The sequence below is a fragment of the Methylorubrum subtropicum genome, from assembly GCF_038442325.1.
In the GTDB taxonomy this organism is placed as follows: domain Bacteria; phylum Pseudomonadota; class Alphaproteobacteria; order Rhizobiales; family Beijerinckiaceae; genus Methylobacterium; species Methylobacterium subtropicum.
This window is the reverse complement of sequence record NZ_JBBXMW010000013.1, coordinates 40,259-56,040: the sequence shown is the minus strand read 5'-3', so window position 1 is coordinate 56,040 and position 15,782 is coordinate 40,259. Positions and strand designations below refer to the sequence as shown.

At 68.9% G+C, this 15,782-nt stretch carries 17 protein-coding genes and 2 tRNA genes; 15 read left to right on the top strand and 4 right to left on the bottom strand.

Annotation, left to right across the window (positions count from 1 at the left end; genetic code table 11):
• From AAHG03_RS17905 to AAHG03_RS17880, 6 genes are all read left to right on the top strand, one after another.
• Positions 1 to 600 (top strand): class I SAM-dependent DNA methyltransferase, encoded by a 600-nt coding sequence (locus AAHG03_RS17905; RefSeq protein WP_342152116.1) that lies wholly within the window; start codon positions 1 to 3, stop codon positions 598 to 600.
• Positions 587 to 1,264: a cytochrome b/b6 domain-containing protein gene (locus tag AAHG03_RS17900; protein WP_342152115.1), complete on the top strand. Its 678-nt coding sequence runs from the start codon at positions 587 to 589 to the stop codon at positions 1,262 to 1,264. Before AAHG03_RS17905 ends, AAHG03_RS17900 begins: the two co-directional genes overlap by 14 nt.
• Positions 1,265 to 1,273: 9 nt before the next feature.
• On the top strand, positions 1,274 to 2,017 hold the full coding sequence (locus tag AAHG03_RS17895; protein WP_342152114.1) for a molybdopterin-dependent oxidoreductase: 744 nt from the start codon (positions 1,274 to 1,276) through the stop codon (positions 2,015 to 2,017).
• Positions 2,018 to 2,171: 154 nt separating this feature from the next.
• Positions 2,172 to 2,247, top strand: a tRNA-Ala gene (locus AAHG03_RS17890).
• Positions 2,248 to 2,316: 69 nt separating this feature from the next.
• Positions 2,317 to 2,392: transfer RNA gene (locus tag AAHG03_RS17885), tRNA-Ala, on the top strand.
• A gap of 127 nt (positions 2,393 to 2,519) precedes the next feature.
• Positions 2,520 to 3,131 carry a hypothetical protein gene (locus AAHG03_RS17880; RefSeq protein WP_342152113.1) on the top strand — a complete coding sequence of 204 codons (612 nt, stop codon included), beginning with the start codon at positions 2,520 to 2,522 and terminating at the stop codon, positions 3,129 to 3,131.
• Between the two features lie 181 nt (positions 3,132 to 3,312).
• On the opposite strand, the gene AAHG03_RS17875 is transcribed toward AAHG03_RS17880, so the two are convergent.
• Positions 3,313 to 4,080 (bottom strand): SHOCT domain-containing protein, encoded by a 768-nt coding sequence (locus AAHG03_RS17875; protein WP_342152112.1) that lies wholly within the window; start codon positions 4,078 to 4,080, stop codon positions 3,313 to 3,315.
• Positions 4,081 to 4,295: 215 nt separating this feature from the next.
• Here AAHG03_RS17875 and glgX point away from each other — a divergent pair, with 215 nt between their 5' ends.
• The 4 genes from glgX to AAHG03_RS17855 all read left to right on the top strand — a co-directional run bounded on the left by glgX (position 4,296) and on the right by AAHG03_RS17855 (position 9,285).
• A complete protein-coding gene (gene glgX, locus AAHG03_RS17870; protein WP_342152111.1) occupies positions 4,296 to 6,566 on the top strand; it encodes a glycogen debranching protein GlgX in 2,271 nt (756 codons plus the stop codon).
• A 107-nt stretch (positions 6,567 to 6,673) separates the two neighbouring features.
• Positions 6,674 to 8,266 (top strand): histidine kinase famiy protein, encoded by a 1,593-nt coding sequence (locus AAHG03_RS17865; protein ID WP_342152110.1) that lies wholly within the window; start codon positions 6,674 to 6,676, stop codon positions 8,264 to 8,266.
• A 25-nt stretch (positions 8,267 to 8,291) separates the two neighbouring features.
• Complete coding sequence (locus AAHG03_RS17860; RefSeq protein WP_342152108.1) at positions 8,292 to 8,609, top strand: plasmid stabilization protein; 318 nt, start codon at positions 8,292 to 8,294, stop codon at positions 8,607 to 8,609.
• 250 nt (positions 8,610 to 8,859) lie between these two features.
• A complete protein-coding gene (locus tag AAHG03_RS17855; protein ID WP_342152107.1) occupies positions 8,860 to 9,285 on the top strand; it encodes a c-type cytochrome in 426 nt (141 codons plus the stop codon).
• A gap of 177 nt (positions 9,286 to 9,462) precedes the next feature.
• Here the strand turns inward: AAHG03_RS17855 and AAHG03_RS17850 are convergent, their stop codons facing one another.
• Entirely contained in the window at positions 9,463 to 10,674 is a 1,212-nt protein-coding gene (locus AAHG03_RS17850) for an NADP-dependent isocitrate dehydrogenase (RefSeq protein ID WP_342152105.1), read from the bottom strand.
• Positions 10,675 to 10,990: 316 nt separating this feature from the next.
• Here AAHG03_RS17850 and AAHG03_RS17845 point away from each other — a divergent pair, with 316 nt between their 5' ends.
• From AAHG03_RS17845 to AAHG03_RS17830, 4 genes are all read left to right on the top strand, one after another.
• Positions 10,991 to 11,539: a formaldehyde-activating enzyme gene (locus AAHG03_RS17845; RefSeq protein WP_056246899.1), complete on the top strand. Its 549-nt coding sequence runs from the start codon at positions 10,991 to 10,993 to the stop codon at positions 11,537 to 11,539.
• A 105-nt stretch (positions 11,540 to 11,644) separates the two neighbouring features.
• Complete coding sequence (locus AAHG03_RS17840) at positions 11,645 to 11,914, top strand: type II toxin-antitoxin system ParD family antitoxin (protein ID WP_342152237.1); 270 nt, start codon at positions 11,645 to 11,647, stop codon at positions 11,912 to 11,914.
• Positions 11,911 to 12,210: a type II toxin-antitoxin system RelE/ParE family toxin gene (locus AAHG03_RS17835; protein WP_342152104.1), complete on the top strand. Its 300-nt coding sequence runs from the start codon at positions 11,911 to 11,913 to the stop codon at positions 12,208 to 12,210. Before AAHG03_RS17840 ends, AAHG03_RS17835 begins: the two co-directional genes overlap by 4 nt.
• Positions 12,211 to 12,260: 50 nt before the next feature.
• The gene (locus AAHG03_RS17830) at positions 12,261 to 12,989 is read left to right on the top strand and encodes an RNA methyltransferase (protein WP_342152103.1); all 729 of its coding nucleotides are present in this window, start codon (positions 12,261 to 12,263) and stop codon (positions 12,987 to 12,989) included.
• On the opposite strand, the gene AAHG03_RS17825 is transcribed toward AAHG03_RS17830, so the two are convergent.
• Entirely contained in the window at positions 12,986 to 13,999 is a 1,014-nt protein-coding gene (locus AAHG03_RS17825) for a zinc-dependent alcohol dehydrogenase family protein (protein ID WP_342152102.1), read from the bottom strand. The genes AAHG03_RS17830 and AAHG03_RS17825 overlap by 4 nt on opposite strands.
• A 195-nt stretch (positions 14,000 to 14,194) precedes the next feature.
• Between AAHG03_RS17825 and AAHG03_RS17820 the strand changes: the two genes are divergently transcribed.
• Entirely contained in the window at positions 14,195 to 15,064 is an 870-nt protein-coding gene (locus AAHG03_RS17820) for a hypothetical protein (protein ID WP_342152100.1), read from the top strand.
• Between the two features lie 179 nt (positions 15,065 to 15,243).
• Here the strand turns inward: AAHG03_RS17820 and AAHG03_RS17815 are convergent, their stop codons facing one another.
• Entirely contained in the window at positions 15,244 to 15,780 is a 537-nt protein-coding gene (locus AAHG03_RS17815; protein WP_342152099.1) for a L,D-transpeptidase family protein, read from the bottom strand.
• Between the last annotated feature and the right edge of the window lie 2 nt (positions 15,781 to 15,782).

Genomic DNA, 15,782 nt, shown 5'->3' with positions numbered 1-15,782 from the left:
ATGAACGGCCGCCACGCCCATACCCTACCGGCGCGCTACTTCGTCGATCTCTACGCCTCGAACCCCGATCCGTGGCGCTTCACGTCGAGCGAGTACGAGCGGGGAAAGTACGCCGCGACGCTCCAGGCCTTGCCGCAGGCGCGCTACGCCCGCGCGCTGGAAGTCGGCTGCTCCATCGGCGTGTTCACCCGCGAACTCGGCGCGCGCTGCGCCGACCTCGTCGCGCTCGATATCGCCCCTTCGGCGATCGAAGCGGCCCGTGCCCGCTGCGCCGACCGTCCGCAGATCGATTTCGTCGTCGGCGCCGTGCCGGAGGTCTGGCCGGAGGGCCATTTCGACCTCATCGTCCTGTCGGAAGTGCTCTACTTCCTCGACCGCGACGACCTCGCCCGCCTCGTGGCAAAGGTCGGGCGCAGCCTGATGCCGGGGGGCGATTGCGTGCTGGTGCACTGGACCGGTGAGACCGATTATCCCCTCTCCGGCGACGAGGCCGTCGAAGGCTTCGTCTCCTTGGCTTCATCCATCTGCCGCCCGCTCGCGCAGAGGCGCACCGAACAGTACCGCCTCGATGTGCTTCGGTCGGGCCATGAGGCAGGCTGAGCGGTTTCGCCATCCGCTCTGGGTGCGCCTGACCCACTGGATCGGCGCGGGCGCCTTCGTGGCGCTCGCCATCAGCGGCTTCGCGATCCTGCTGGCGCTGCCGCGCCTCTTCTGGGGCGAGACCGGCTCCAACGATTCTCCCGCCTGGATCGTGCTGCCGCTGCCGGTCAACCTCGAACAGACCGGCTGGGGCCGTAACCTCCATTTCCTCGCGGCCTGGGTGTTCGTGTTGAGCGGCGCGCTCTACGGGCTCGCCGCCCTCGTCACCGGCCATCTCTTCCGCCGCCTCGCGCCGGACCGGGACCAGCTGCGCCCCGGCAACCTCGCCCGCGAGCTGCGCGACCATCTCCACATCCGCCCACCACATCCGACCTCCGGCGGGGAACGCTACAACGCGCTCCAGAAACTCGCCTATCTCGCCGTGCTGCTGGTGCTGGCGCCGGTGATGCTCTTGTCCGGCCTCACCATGTCGCCAGGCGTCACCGCGGCCTACCCGGAGCTGTTCACGCTGTTCGGCGGGCGCCAATCGGCCCGGACCATCCACTTCCTCGCGGCCTTCGGGCTCGTGGCCTTCCTGCTGATCCATCTCTGGCAGGTCGCCGCCAACCGCCCGCTGCGGCTCTTGCGGGGCATGATCACCGGCCGCCCCGGCGGCGAGACGTAAGGGGGCGTGATGGCCGAGATTTCCCGGCGCGGCGTGTTGCTCGGCGCCTCCACGCTCGGCCTCGCGCCCTGGCTCGGCGGCTGCGAGCTGATCGAGGGCGGCCCGAGCCGGCCCGGCCTCTACGGGTTGAGCGATACGCTGACGCTCGCGACCCAACGCTTCCTGCTGCGCGACCAGCCGCTCGTCCGCGAGTTTCCCCCCGAGGCGATCTCCAAGATCTTCCCAACGATCAACACCACCGATCCGGACAACCCGGATTACCGCCGCTCGAAGGCGATTGGGTTTTCCGATTGGCGCCTGCCGGTCAGCGGCCTCGTCGAGCGCCCGACCGCGTTCTCGCTCACCGAGCTGAAGGCGATGCCGGCGCGCACGCAGGTGACGTTGCATTCCTGCGAGCAGGGCTGGTCGGCCATCGGCGGCTGGACCGGCGTTCCGCTCTCGCACGTGCTGGCGAGTTGCGGCCTCAAGCCCGAGGCCCGCTTCATCGTGATCCGCACGGTGGACGGCTGGTGGGACAGCTACGACCTGTTCGACGCGCTCCATCCGCAGACGATCCTGGCCTACGGCATGAACGGCGGCGACCTCCCCATCGCCCACGGTGCCCCGGTGCGCCTGCGGGTCGAGCGCCAGCTCGGCTACAAGTCGCTCAAATATCTCAGCAGCATCGAGGCGACCGACCGCGTCTCCGGGCTCGGTCAGGGCCGCGGCAGCATGGTCTCCGAACTCGGTTTCTCGTGGTACGCGGGCATCTAAAGCGCGCCTTCGGGAGGCGGCAAAAAAGCGGGCGCGCGGGGCCGGAGGGGCTTGAGTCCGCTCCGGCCTGCGCTTATAGAACCGCTCGTCGGCGGCGGGCACCACCCGCGGCCAAGATGTCGCCGAAACCTCCAGCGGTTCGGCGAGAGAGGTTGGGGCCTTAGCTCAGCTGGGAGAGCGCTTCCATGGCATGGAAGAGGTCATCGGTTCGATCCCGTTAGGCTCCACCATTCCTCTGCATTGGGTACGTTGACGACGAGACCTTGCCGAGACCTCCAGCGGTTACGGCGAGACGGTTTGGGGCCTTAGCTCAGCTGGGAGAGCGCTTCCATGGCATGGAAGAGGTCATCGGTTCGATCCCGTTAGGCTCCACCAAATTTTCCGCTTCGCAGACAGCCGCCTCCGGGCGGCTTCTTCGTTTCGGCACCTGCTCTACGCCGCACGGGAATGGACCTTTCGAGGCCAGCGACGTATGCGCTGCACCATGGATGCGGCGGCCAGGATGTTGATGGCGGGACTCGCGACGGCCGGTGCGCTGGCGCCGCCGGCCGAGGCGCAGACACAGGAAATCCGACGAGAGGCGCAGGATGAGGCCGGGACGCGCGCGGTGATCGAGACCCTCAGCGCCCGCCTTCTCGCCGCGCCGAGCGCCACCGCCGTGCTGGAGGCGTGGTGCGCCGAGCGCGGTCTGGCCGCCGACCCCCGCCTCGTCGCCGTGCGGGTGCCCGGTATCGACAAGGCGCCGAGCCCGCTCCAGCGCGAGCGCCTCGCGGTCGGGCCGGACGAGACCGTGCGCTACCGCCGGGTCCGCCTCACCTGCGGCACCCACGTCCTGTCCGAGGCCGACAACTGGTACGTCCCCGGCCGGCTGACCCCTGAGATGAACGCGGCCCTCGACGGCACGCAGGTGCCCTTCGGCGCGGTGGTGCGCCCGCTCAAACCCAGCCGCCGCAACCTGTCGCTGCGCATGCTGTGGCGCCCCGAGGACGGCGCCGTCCCCGGCCCCGACGCGCCGCTGTTCTCGGTCGAGGCGGTGCTGTCGACCGGCGGCGTGCCGTTCTGCGAGGTGGCCGAGACCTATACCGGGGCGGTGCTGGCCCGCGGCGACCGCTGAAGCGACGCTTCAGCAACGGCTTGATGCGAGCGTCCCACCCATCCCTGAGGTGCTGAAGCGAAGCGGAAGCCTCGAAGGAGGGCTCCAGCGGATCGCGCGATCCCTGGAGCCCTCCTTCGAGGCTGCTTCGCAGCACCTCAGGATGAGGGAGATGGGTGGGAGGATCGAGCCGGGCAGGCGCTTAGAGCCGCGCCAGCAACTCCGTCTTCTTCTGCGCGAACTCGGCCTCGGTGAGCACGCCCTTGCGATGCAGCTCGGCCAGCCGTTCGAGGATGGACAGGGTCTCGTCGAATCCGCTTGTCCGCGGGGCAGGCTTGGCCGGGGCCGGCGTGTCCGGGCGCGGGGCGGGAGAAGGCTCCGGCGTGAGGGATGCCTCGACCTTCGGCGCCGCCTTCGCGGCCTCGGCTTCCTTCGCTTCGGCTTCGACCGGCGTCAGGTCGCCCAAGGAAAAACTGCCCGCCGGGCCGCTGAACCGGAACGATCCCGTGCCGCCCTGCTGCTGCGACACGCCGGTCACCTCGCGGTCGCCGAGGTCGTAGAGCTTGACCCGTCCGCCGGTCTCGACCGCGAGCCGCCGGCTCGTCGGGAAGAACGCGTAGCGCGTCCCGTCCTGCGCGCCGACGCTGGAGGGCACGCCGAGCCCGTCCGGCCACCAATTGCCCGCGCCGGGCAGGCCGTGCGTCTCGGGCGGCGGCAGGGTGGCGGCGAGTTCGGTGCAGAGCGCATCGACCCGCGCCTTGAGGGCGTGGTCGTTCATCCGCCCGACCATGATCATGCCGCCGCGCGACCACTGCCCGAGGCCGCCGAGGTCCGGATGGTCGAACTGGGCCATGTTGCCGTGGCCGGCCTCCAGCGCCCGCACGAGATGCTGCACCACCTCGACGCCGACCCCGTGCCGCTCGGCGACTGCCGCGAGGTTCGTCCGCCGCTCGGCCGTGTCTTCGCTCATGTCCGACCGCTCCTGTCGTCTCGCACCGCGGGAAACGCCTTCGTCCATGCCGGGTTTCGTGTCCTGGGCGCAGGCGAGCGTTGCCACATCCGCTCGCTGCCCGGAAATAATTGCTGCGATGCGGCTTCCGCAGGGGAGCTTCACCGTTGCGTGAACGTTCACAGACGCGACGGGGCCACCGCGGGGGGCCCGCCACGCTGACAAGTGGAATGACGATGGCCGATCAGGACAGGATTGTGGGCACGAAGCCGCGCACCGCGCGCTCGCGCATCCGCGAGGGCTCGCCCCATCCCCGCGGGGCCACCTGGGACGGGCGCGGCGTCAACTTCGCGCTGTTCTCGGCCCACGCGACGAAGGTCGAGCTGTGCCTGTTCGACGATGCGGGCGAGAAGGAGATCGAGCGGATCGAGCTGCCCGAATACACCGACGAGGTCTGGCACGGCTACCTGCCCGACGCGCGCCCCGGCACGATCTACGGCTACCGGGTGCATGGCCCCTACCAGCCGGACGCCGGCCACCGCTTCAACCCGAACAAGCTGCTGATCGACCCCTACGCCAAGGGGCTGGTCGGCACCATCGAGTGGAACCCGGCGCTGTTCGGCTACAAGATGGAGACCGGCGACGACCTCACCTTCGACGAGCGCGATTCCGCTCCCTACAACCGTCGTTCGCGCGTGATCGACCCCGCCTTCACCTGGGGCCGGGACGAGAAGCCCCGCGTGCCGTGGGAGCGCACGATCGTCTACGAGACCCACGTGAAGGGCTTCACCAAGCTGCATCCGGCGGTGCCGGAGAAGCACCGCGGCACCTATGCCGGCATGGGCCACCCGGCCGTGCTCGACTACATCAAGAGCCTCGGCATCACCTCGGTCGAGCTGCTGCCGGTGCATTCCTTCGTGCAGGACGACTACCTGCAGCAGAAGGGCCTCATCAACTACTGGGGCTACAACACCATCTCGTTCTTCACGCCCGCCCGGCGCTACGCCGCGGTGCCGGACTTCGCCTTCTCCGAGTTCAAGGAGATGGTCGCGCGCATGCACGGCGCCGGCCTCGAAGTCATTCTGGACGTGGTCTACAACCACACCGCCGAGGGCAACGAGAAGGGCCCGACGCTGTCGTTCAAGGGCGTCGACAACGCCTCCTACTACCGTCTGCTGCCGAACCAGCCGCGCTACTACATCAACGACACCGGCACCGGGAACACCTTCAACCTGTCGCACCCGCGCGTGCTGCAACTCGTCACCGACAGCTTGCGCTACTGGGCGACCGAGATGCGGGTCGACGGCTTCCGCTTCGATCTGGCGACGATCCTGGGCCGCGAGCCCTACGGCTTCGACGAGGGCGGCGGCTTCCTCGACACCTGCCGCCAGGACCCCGTGCTCAACGACGTGAAGCTCATCGCCGAGCCGTGGGATTGCGGCCCCGGCGGCTATCAGGTCGGCGGCTTCCCCCCCGGCTGGGCCGAGTGGAACGACCGGTTCCGCGACGACGTGCGCGGCTACTGGAAGGGCGACGGCGGCCTGCTGCCGGGGCTGGCCTCCCGCATCACCGCCTCGGCCGACAAGTTCAACAAGCGCGGTCGCCGGCCCTGGGCGTCCGTCAACTTCATCACCGCGCATGACGGGTTCACGTTGAACGATACGGTGTCGTACAACGAGAAGCACAATATGGCCAACGGCGAGGACAATCGCGACGGCCACGGCCACAACCTGTCCTACAATTACGGCGTCGAAGGCCCGACCGACGATCCGGCGATCCGCTCGGTGCGCCTGCGCCAGATGCGCAACCTGCTGGCGACGCTGTTCCTGTCCAAGGGCACGCCGATGCTGCTGGCCGGCGACGAGTTCGCCCGCACGCAGAACGGCAACAACAACGCCTATTGCCAGGACAACGAGGTGTCCTGGGTCGATTGGGGCGCCATCGGCGAGGAGGAGCGGGATCTCGCCGAGTTCACCCAGCGCTTGATCCTGCTGCGCAACGCCCTGCCGATGCTGTCGCGCGGTCGCTTCGTGACGGGGGCCTACGACGAGGATTTCGGCGTCAAGGACGTGACGTGGCTGACGCCGGCCGGCACCGAGATGGCGCCGGAGAACTGGAACGACGGCAATTCCCGCTCGCTCGCAGTGCTGCTCGACGGGCGCGCCCAGCCCTCGGGCATCCACCGCCGCGGCGAGGATGCCACGCTGCTCCTATTCTACAACGCCTATCACGACGTCGTCGGCTTCACCTTCCCGGACACGCCCGGCGGCACCGCCTGGACCCGGCTCCTCGACACCAACCTGCCCGACGATCAGGAGGTCGCGAGCTTCAAGGTCGGCGAGACCTACGCGGTCACGGGTCGCTCGATGCTGATGTTCGTCCTGAAGCCCGACGAGGGCGAGGACGGCGAGCACAGCGCCACCGAGCGCTCGTACCAGTTCGTCATGCAGGCGTTCGAGCGGGCCAACGTCGAGAGCGTGCGCTTCGGCATCGACACGGAGGAATGACGCCGCCCTGGCGGGCGGGGGACTCAACCTCCCGCGCCCGCCGTGGCATGAGACGCACGAAGGGGGGACGGGACGCCGGCCACCCCGCGCCGGAGGACGGCCCGTCGATGACCGATATCCCCGAGAAGCCGTCCCACAACGCCCATCCGCGCGTCGAGGCGGGTCTCGCCGGCCACGAGTTCGAATCGGGCAGCGGCATCTTCTTCGCCGCCGTCGAGATGACGCGCATGCCGATGACGGTGGTCGATCCCAACCTCCCCGATCAGCCCATCGTCTTCGTCAACCAAGCCTTCCTGACGATGACCGGCTACGAGAATGAGGAGGTCGTCGGCCGCAATTGCCGCTTCCTCCAGGGGCCGGACACCGACCCGGAGGCGAAGGCGAAGCTTCGCGCCGCGATCGACCGGCGCGAGGACATCTCGCTCGAGCTGATCAACCACCGCAAGGACGGCTCGGCCTTCTGGAACGCCCTGTTCGTCAGCCCGGTCTTCAACGCGGCCGGCGACCTCGTGTACTTCTTCGGCTCGCAGCTCGACATCACCCGCCGCAAGCAGGCGGAGGAATCGTTGAGCCACGCCCAGAAGATGGAGGCGCTCGGCCAGCTCACCGGCGGCATCGCGCACGACTTCAACAACCTGCTGCAGGTCATCCTCGGCTACGCCGATTCGCTGGCGACCAATCTGGAGCGGCCCGATGCCGACCGCGCCCGGATGGGCCGCGCCGTCGGCAACATCCGCGAGGCCGCCGAGCGCGCCTCGACCCTGACGGCGCAGCTCCTCTCCTTCGCCCGCAAGCAGCGGCTGGAAGGCCGCACGCTGAGCCTCAACACGCTGGTCGAGGAGATGCGCCAGCTCGCCGGGCGGACGCTCGGCGAGACCATCGCCATCGAGACCGACCTCGCCCCCGGCCTCTGGCCCTGCCGCCTCGACCCGACGCAGGCCGAGGTCGCGCTGCTCAACATCCTGATCAACGCCCGCGACGCCATGCCGGAGGGCGGGCGCGTCACCATCGCGACCCGCAACCGCGAGCCGAGTTCCCCCGGTGGCGCGCGCTGCGTCGCCGTCGAGGTGACGGATACGGGCTCGGGCATCCCCTCCGACGTGCTGGCGCGGGTGATGGACCCGTTCTTCACCACCAAGGAGGAAGGCAAGGGCACGGGCCTCGGCCTCTCCATGGTCTACGGCTTCGCCAAGCAATCCGGCGGCACCGTGCAGATCGAATCGGTGGTCGGCGAGGGCACCACCGTGCGCCTGCTGTTTCCGGCGAGCGACGAGGCCGCCGCCGAGGCGTCGTCGAGTGCGCCGACATCGACCGAGCCGCAGCGCGGCAGCGAGACCGTTCTGGTCGTGGACGATCGCGCCGACGTGGCCGAACTCGCCCGCGCGATCCTGCGCGATTACGGCTACGGCACGCTGCTCGCCCGCCACGGCCGCGAGGCGTTGGAGATCCTCGACGACCATCCCGAGATCGACATCCTGTTCTCCGATCTCATCATGCCCGGCATGGACGGCCTCAGCCTCGCCCGCGAGGCGCGCCGCCGCCGCCCCTCGCTCAAGGTCCTGCTCACCACCGGCTACGCCGAGGCCTCTCTGGAGCGAACCGGATTGCCGCGTCCGGAGTTCGAGATTCTGAACAAGCCCTACCGCCGTGCCGACCTGATCCTGCGGCTGCGGGCGGTCCTCGACGCGCCGGGAGTCTGAGCGGCGCCGATCACGGGAGAGTCACATGGCCCGCGGCGACAAGTCGAAATACACGGACAAGCAGGTCCGCAAGGCCGAGCACATCGCCGAATCCTACGAAGCCCGCGGCGTGCCCGAAAAGGAAGCGGAGTCCCGCGCCTGGGCCACGGTCAACAAGGACGACGGCGGCGGCAAGAAGCCCGGCGGCTCCGGCCGGGGCAAGGCCACGGACCATCCGGCTGCGCACAAGGGCGGCCGCACCGGCGGCACCGCTTCCGCCGCCCGCACCCCGGAACAGCGCTCGGCCTCGGCGAAGAAGGCCGCCGAGACGCGCAAGCGGAACGCGGCGAAGAAGGCGGGGTAGGACGGTTCTCGACCGGCCGCGGGCCACCAACCGCTCCGGGTACCCGCTCCGTCATTGCGAGGCGGAGCCGAAGCAATCCAGGGCTCCGAACCATCCGGAGAGGTCTGGACCGTTCCGTCGGCGAGGTCTCGCCCCCTCCGAAAAGGTCACGCCCTGGATCGCTTCGGCTCCGCCTCGCGATGACGGCGCGGGGCGGATTTCGAGTCGATCAACCGGATAAGATGCGGGAGACGAATCGGAGTGAAGACGGATGCGCCGGGCTGATCGCGGAGGTATCGGAAGCCTCGGTTACGCGAGCGCCTTCGTCCTCCTTCTCGCAAGCGCCCCGATCTTCTCGATCGCCGCCCACGCGGCCTCCGGCCCCTTTGACCGCCAACAGGCGGAAGCCGGCCACGTGATCTACAACGATCACTGCGCCGAGTGTCACGGCCCCGAACTGGCCGGCGCCCTCGGCGCCTCGCTGATCGATCCGGCCTTCAAGGCGAAGTGGGGCGGCCGACCGGTCTCCGACCTCCGCGACTGGATTTTTGCGAACATGCCGCCGAACGCGCCGGGCACGCTGCCCGACGCTCAGCTCGATCCGATCGTGGCGTGGATCCTGATGAAGAACGGCGTCGCGCCGGGGGCGACGCCGCTGAGCAAGGCGAATGCGGGCGCGGTGTTTCCGAAGGAGTGATCGATCCAGCGGAGCGCGTCGCCGCCTAAAAACCCTCCCCCCTCCGCGGGGGAGGGTGCCTCGCGGATGCGAGGCGGGAGAGGGGAGCGACGATGCCGGATAATGCGGAGCCGGCCCCTCACCCGCCCGCTCCGCGGGCACCCTCTCCCGCGGAGGGGAGAGGGTTGAGCGGTGGCGTTACGCCATCGCGGCCTTCAGGTTCTCATCGACCTTGTCGAGGAACCCGTTCGTCGTCAGCCACTTCTGATCCGGGCCGACCAGCAGCGCCAGATCCTTCGTCATGTGACCGGCCTCGACGGTGTCGACGCAGACCTTCTCCAGCGTGGCGGCGAACTTGGCCAGATCGCCGTTGTCGTCGAGCTTGGCCCGGTGCGACAGGCCGCGGGTCCAGGCGAAGATCGAGGCGATCGAGTTGGTCGAGGTCGCCTTGCCCTTCTGGTGCTCGCGGAAGTGGCGCGTCACCGTGCCGTGGGCGGCCTCGGCCTCGACGGTCTGGCCGTCCGGCGTCATCAGCACCGAGGTCATCAGGCCGAGCGAGCCGAAGCCCTGCGCTGCGGTATCCGACTGCACGTCGCCGTCGTAGTTCTTGCACGCCCAGACATAGCCGCCCGACCACTTGAGGCATGAGGCCACCATGTCGTCGATCAAGCGGTGCTCGTAGACCAGCCCGAGCGACTGGAACTTCGACTTGAACTCCTCGTCGAACACCTTCTGGAACAGGTCCTTGAACCGGCCGTCATAGACCTTGAGGATGGTGTTCTTGGTCGACAGGTAGACCGGGTACTTGCGCGCGAGGCCGTAGTTGAACGAGGCGCGGGCGAAGTCGATGATCGACTGGTCGAGGTTGTACATCGACATCGCGACGCCAGCGTCCGGGAACTTGAACACCTCCTTCTCGATGACGGTGCCGTCGTCGCCCTCGAACTTGATCGTCAGGCGGCCCTTGCCCGGCACCTTGAAGTCGGTGGCGCGGTACTGGTCGCCGTAGGCGTGGCGGCCGATGACGAAGGGCTGGGTCCAGCCCGGCACGAGGCGCGGCACGTTCGAGCAGATGATCGGCTCGCGGAAGATGACGCCGCCGAGGATGTTGCGGATCGTGCCGTTGGGCGAGCGCCACATCTCCTTAAGCTTGAACTCCTCGACGCGGGCCTCGTCCGGCGTGATCGTGGCGCATTTCACGCCGACGCCGTGGCGCTTGATCGCCTCGGCCGCATCGACCGTGACCTGATCGCCCGTCGCGTCGCGGTGCTCGACGCCGAGATCGTAATAGTCGAGATCGAGATCGAGGTAGGGGTGGATGAGCTTGTTCTTGATCTCCGCCCAGATGATCCGGGTCATCTCGTCGCCGTCGAGTTCGACGACCGGATTGGCCACCTTGATCTTCGCCATGTCGGTCCCTCAGTGACCCGGGCGCCTACGCGCCCGGCCGGCTGCCGTCCGCGTCGTCCCGGAACCTCGTCGCCGCCCCTATAACGCAGCGCAGCAACACGACAAAGTCGGGCCGCGACGGGCTGTTTCGGATGGGCGATTCTGTCACCGCCCCGCTTGCACACTTCTGACGCGAGAACCGCGCCAGATCGGAGGGCCGACCCGAGTCGGCGTCGCTTCCGGACAAGCGCGCGGGGCCGCATCGCCTTATCCGGCCTGGACAAACCCGCCCGGCGCTGCGACGACCCGCGCCGGATCAAGGCTTTAAGGAGACACCATGAGCGACCGCATCATCCTACGCGCCGGCGAAGCCCTCGTCGCGGGCGGCCCGCCCAACACCGCCGCCGAGCCCGAGGTCATCATCGGCGAACTCGACGGGCCGGTCGGCACCGCGCTCGCGACCCTCACCGGCGATCAGGTGGTCGGCCATTCCCGCGTGTTCGCGCTGCTCAACACCGACATCATGGTGCGCCCGGTGACGCTGTGCGTCTCCAAGGTGAGCGTGACCGAGAACAAGTACACCTCGATCCTGATGGGCACGGTGCAGTACGCCATCGCCAACGGCGTGCTGGACGCCGTGCGCGCCGGCTACATCCCCAAGGAGAAGGCCAACGATCTCGGCATCATCTGCTCGGTCTGGCTCAGCCCCGGCATCATCCAGGACCAGAACATCGACCACAAGGCCCTGTTCGACATCCAGCGCCGCGGCATGACCGAGGCGATCCGCAAGGCCATGACCAACGAGCCGTCGATCGACTGGCTGTTGGAGAACCAGGACAAGATCGTCCACAAGTATTACCAGATGGGGTTGGACGGGAAGATCTGAGTTTATTGGAGAGTTTGCGCCGCCGGCTTCGCTGGCGGCGCGCTCCGCTTGGACTGCGCGGTCGTCGCAGATATCATGACGCGTCACCGCGTCAGCGAGAGGCTTATGTCCGGCAGCGCCGATCTCGGCCCCCACATCGAGAGCTACGTCGCCTCTCTCGTGCGCGAGGGGCGCTACGGTTCCCGTTCGGACGTTCTACGTGAAGGCGTCAGGCTGATCGAGGAGCGTGAGAAACGCCTCGCGGCGCTCGATGCTGCCCTGGACCGTGGCATCGCGGACGCCGATGCCGGCCGCGTGATACCGGCCGACGAGGTTCGGTCACGCCTGATCGCAAAGTACGAGGCGTTGGACGCGTCGTCGGCGCGGAAGGGATGAAGGTCGTCTTCTCCGAGGCGGCTCTGGCCGACCTCGAAGCGATCGGCGACTACATCGCCCGCGACAACCCGCGCCGTGCCGTCAGCTTCGTCGATGAGTTGGTCGCTTGCGCCGAGCGAATCGCCGACGCGCCCGAAGGCTTCCCGCTGATCGAGCGCGACCGCCGCCGCGGTATCCGCAAACGCGTGCACAAATCCTATCTGATCTTCTATCGGGTCCGAGGGGACGAGATCGAAATCCTTCACGTCCTGAACGGCGCGCAGGACTGGGACGCCATGGCCCTCGCCGCGGATTGATGACATCACGCGCGCCATCGCCCCCGAACCCGACGCGCGAACCAACGCCCATGACCGCCCCCATCGTCATCCTGGTCGAGCCGCAACTCGCGGAGAACATCGGCATGACCGCCCGCGCCATGGCGAATTTCGGCTTGTCCGAGCTGCGGCTGGTTGCGCCGAAGAACGGCTGGCCGAAGAAGGGCGTGCGCGAGGCGGCCTCCGGCGCGACCCACGTGCTCGACGGGGCCAAGGTCTACGCCACGCTCCCCGAAGCGATCGCCGACCTCCACGCCCTGTTCGCCACCACGGCGCGCGAGCGCGGGCAGATGAAGCGCGTCTTCGCGCCCGAGCCCGCCATGGCGGAGGTGGCCGGGCGGATCGGGCGGGGTGAGCGGATCGGGCTGATGTTCGGGCGCGAGCGGGTCGGGCTCACCAACGACGAGGTGTCGCTCGCCGACGCAATCGTGACGTTTCCGGTCACGGAGGAATTCCCCTCGCTCAACCTCGCCCAGGCCGTGCTGCTGATGGGCTACGAGTGGCGCCGCGCCGCCGGCCTCGCGACCCTGCGCTTCTCCGGCGAGATGCTGTCGCCCCCCGCCACGCGGGAGGCGCTGCTGTCGCTTTTCGCGAGCCTTGAGGCGACGCTGGAGCGGGCCGGGTTCTACCCGCCGGAGAAGCGCGAGATCATCGCCCGCAACATGCGCGATATGCTCCACCGCATGAGCATGACCGAGCAGGACGTGCGCACCTTCCGCGGGGCCCTGCGGGCGTTGAAGCCCCGCAATGGGACCGATTAGTCGATCCGGATCACGATCTTGCCGACATGGCTCGCCTCGGCGAGCGCGGCGAGGGCCGCGGGCGCCTCCTCGAAGGCGAAGGTGCGGTCGATGACCGGCGCGATCCCGTGCAGCGCGATCACCCGGTTCATGTCCTCGAACATCTCCCGCGAGCCGACCGCGACGCCGCGCACGAGGCAGCTCGCACCCAGGATCGCCAGGGGGTCGATCGCCTCGCCCTCGGCGAGCAGGCCGATCAGCCCGATATGCCCGCCGGCCCTGGTCGAGGCGATGGAGCGCGGCAGCGTGCCGGTGCCGCCGACCTCCACCACGTGATCGACGCCCGCACCATCGGTCAGGCGGCGCACCTCGCGCTCCCATTCGGGATGGCTGCGGTAGTTGACCGTCTCGTGCGCGCCGAGCGCCTTGGCCCGCTCCAGCTTGGCGTCGCTCGATGAGGTCGCGATCACCCGCGCCCCGGCGGCCTTTGCGAGTTGGATCGCGAACACCGAAACGCCGCCGGTGCCGAGCGCCAGCACGGTCTCGCCGGCCTTGAGCGGCTTGCAGCCGTAGAGAGAGTTCCAGGCCGTCACGGCGGCGCAGGGGAGGGTGGCGCCCTCCTCGAAACTCAGATGGTCGGGCAGGCGCACGAGGCCGTCGGCATCGAAGACCTGATATTCGGCGAGCACCCCGTCGATGGCCCCGCCCAGCGCCGTGTGCCACATATCGTCCACCTGCGCGCCGCCGAGCCAGCTCTGCGCGAAGATGGCGGCGACCCGCTCGCCGCCCCGAAACCGGCGCACGCCCTCGCCGATGGCGACGACCTCGCCGGCCCCGTCCGAGACCGGGATCAGCCGGTCGAGATTGACCGCGAACGGGTAGCGGTTCCGGGCGATCAGCAGGTCGCGGTAGTTGAGCGCGGCGGCGCGCATCCGCACCAGCACCTGCCCGCGCCCCGGCTCGGGCTTTTCGCGCTCACTCAGGCTCCAACTCTCCAGTCCCTTGGCGGCGGACATCTCGTAGGCGCGCATCGAGCGTTCTCCGTAGCTGCGTCGCGTCGGCATATGGGGAGAGGCCGCCCGAAGGCGATTTTTTTCCCGCGGCAGCCTTGGCGACCCACCCCGATCTCACCGCCTGCCCGGAATGGTGCGACTCAGCCTTGACTGTAAGTTTGCGCTCCGCCTATCAGATATAGCAACATGCATATTGATCGGTGCGAGCCCGCCTTGAAGCGCCTTCCCTCCCGGTTCATCCCGGCACTCGCCGCCCTGCTGCTGTCCGCCGCCCCGGCCTCAGCTTCCGGTCACGGCATCGACACCGAGCATCTTTTCGGCTTCACCGAGGGCTCGGACATCGGCGCGCCTCCGGAGAAGGAACTGGAATCCGAGACCACGGCGCGGCTCGGCAAGCGCGGCGGCGCCTTTCGCGCGCTCGATTCCGCCCTGGTACTGAAGGTGCCGCTGAGCGACCGCTTCCGCCTCGCGCCGGGGCTGGCCTTCGCGGGCTACACGATGCGCGGCGTGCCGGGCCTCGACGACCGCGAGGTCGCGGCGCTGGCCGGCGGCTTCATCGAGACGCGGGCGCGGATTTTCACCCGCGACGAGGCTCCGTTCGGGCTGACCCTCAACACGGTGATCGGCGCGATCCGGCTCGATGCGGCGACGGGGCTCGGCGCCCGCGGCCTCTCGATCGAGACCGGACTGCTGATGGACCGGGAGATCGTGCCGGGTGAGGTCGTGGCCGGCCTCAACGTGGTCTACGCGCTCGGCCGCTCACGGCTCGACGGAATCGCGGGCGACCAGCAGGCCTCGAACCTCGAAGTCGCCGGCGCGGTGGCCAAGCGCTTCGGGCCGGGCTTCTTCCTCGGCCTGGAGGCCCGCTACCTCCGCGCCTATTCCGGCCTCGGCCTCGACCGCTTCGCCGGACAGGCGGTGTATGTGGGTCCGACGTTCTACCGGGAACTGACGGAGGAGACGTGGGTCTCGTTCACCTGGGGGACGCAGGTGGCGGGCAGCGAGGCGCGGGCTGGCCAGGATCGCGACCTGACGAACTTCGACCGGCATCAGGTGCGGCTGCGGATCGGCACGCATTTCTGAGAGACGGTACCGGTTTATCCCACCCATCGCCCTCATCCTGATGTGCCGCGTCAGCGGCCTCGAAGGAGGGCTCCAGAAGTCTCGGCGATCACTGGAGCCCTCCTTCGAGGCTCCGCTTCGCTGCGCACCTCAGGATGAGGGGGATGGATCGGAGGCTCCGCGCGCGATGTCCGAACCCCTCAGGGCCGGATCTCTATCGGCGTACCGACATCGACCTTCGAGAAAATCTCGCGCATCTCGGCGTTGGTCACGCCGACGCAGCCCTGGGTCCAGTCCATCATCCGGTGCAGCGTCCCGGCCCAGGAGAACCCGTTCATCAGGCCGTGAATCATGATGTCGCCGCCGGGCGGCTCGCCGCGGGCCTGCGCTGCCGCGGTGTCGGCGGGGGAGGGGTAGGAGACCTTGAGCGAGAGGTGGGCGACGCTGCGCGGGTTGCGATACGAGATCGCGTAGACGCCCTCGGGCGTGCGGCCGTCGCCCTCGCGGGTCTTGTGGCCCGTGGGCGTGAAGCCGAGCGAGACCGGGTAGGTGGCGAGCACCGTGTCGCCGCGGAGGAGCGTCAGGCGGCGGGCCGCCTTCTCCACGAGGATGCGGTCGGCCCGCTCGGGCTCGGGCACCAGCGGCGGCTCGGTGCGGCCGATCTGGAGATAGTCGGCGGCCACGACGCCGCCCGCGCCGAGCCCGAGGAGAGCGAGAACGGCGAGGAGGCGGCGCATGG

Excerpts from the sequence above, each read along its gene's own strand:
- AAHG03_RS17905 (WP_342152116.1), top strand. The coding sequence starts at position 1 with ATGAACGGCCGCCACGCCCATACCCTACCGGCGCGCTACTTCGTCGAT.
- AAHG03_RS17900 (WP_342152115.1), top strand. The coding sequence starts at position 587 with ATGAGGCAGGCTGAGCGGTTTCGCCATCCGCTCTGGGTGCGCCTGACC.
- AAHG03_RS17895 (WP_342152114.1), top strand. The coding sequence starts at position 1,274 with ATGGCCGAGATTTCCCGGCGCGGCGTGTTGCTCGGCGCCTCCACGCTC.
- AAHG03_RS17880 (WP_342152113.1), top strand. The coding sequence starts at position 2,520 with ATGTTGATGGCGGGACTCGCGACGGCCGGTGCGCTGGCGCCGCCGGCC.
- AAHG03_RS17875 (WP_342152112.1), bottom strand. The coding sequence starts at position 4,080 with ATGAGCGAAGACACGGCCGAGCGGCGGACGAACCTCGCGGCAGTCGCC.
- glgX (WP_342152111.1), top strand. The coding sequence starts at position 4,296 with ATGGCCGATCAGGACAGGATTGTGGGCACGAAGCCGCGCACCGCGCGC.
- AAHG03_RS17865 (WP_342152110.1), top strand. The coding sequence starts at position 6,674 with ATGACCGATATCCCCGAGAAGCCGTCCCACAACGCCCATCCGCGCGTC.
- AAHG03_RS17860 (WP_342152108.1), top strand. The coding sequence starts at position 8,292 with ATGGCCCGCGGCGACAAGTCGAAATACACGGACAAGCAGGTCCGCAAG.
- AAHG03_RS17855 (WP_342152107.1), top strand. The coding sequence starts at position 8,860 with ATGCGCCGGGCTGATCGCGGAGGTATCGGAAGCCTCGGTTACGCGAGC.
- AAHG03_RS17850 (WP_342152105.1), bottom strand. The coding sequence starts at position 10,674 with ATGGCGAAGATCAAGGTGGCCAATCCGGTCGTCGAACTCGACGGCGAC.
- AAHG03_RS17845 (WP_056246899.1), top strand. The coding sequence starts at position 10,991 with ATGAGCGACCGCATCATCCTACGCGCCGGCGAAGCCCTCGTCGCGGGC.
- AAHG03_RS17840 (WP_342152237.1), top strand. The coding sequence starts at position 11,645 with ATGTCCGGCAGCGCCGATCTCGGCCCCCACATCGAGAGCTACGTCGCC.
- AAHG03_RS17835 (WP_342152104.1), top strand. The coding sequence starts at position 11,911 with ATGAAGGTCGTCTTCTCCGAGGCGGCTCTGGCCGACCTCGAAGCGATC.
- AAHG03_RS17830 (WP_342152103.1), top strand. The coding sequence starts at position 12,261 with ATGACCGCCCCCATCGTCATCCTGGTCGAGCCGCAACTCGCGGAGAAC.
- AAHG03_RS17825 (WP_342152102.1), bottom strand. The coding sequence starts at position 13,999 with ATGCGCGCCTACGAGATGTCCGCCGCCAAGGGACTGGAGAGTTGGAGC.
- AAHG03_RS17815 (WP_342152099.1), bottom strand. The coding sequence starts at position 15,780 with ATGCGCCGCCTCCTCGCCGTTCTCGCTCTCCTCGGGCTCGGCGCGGGC.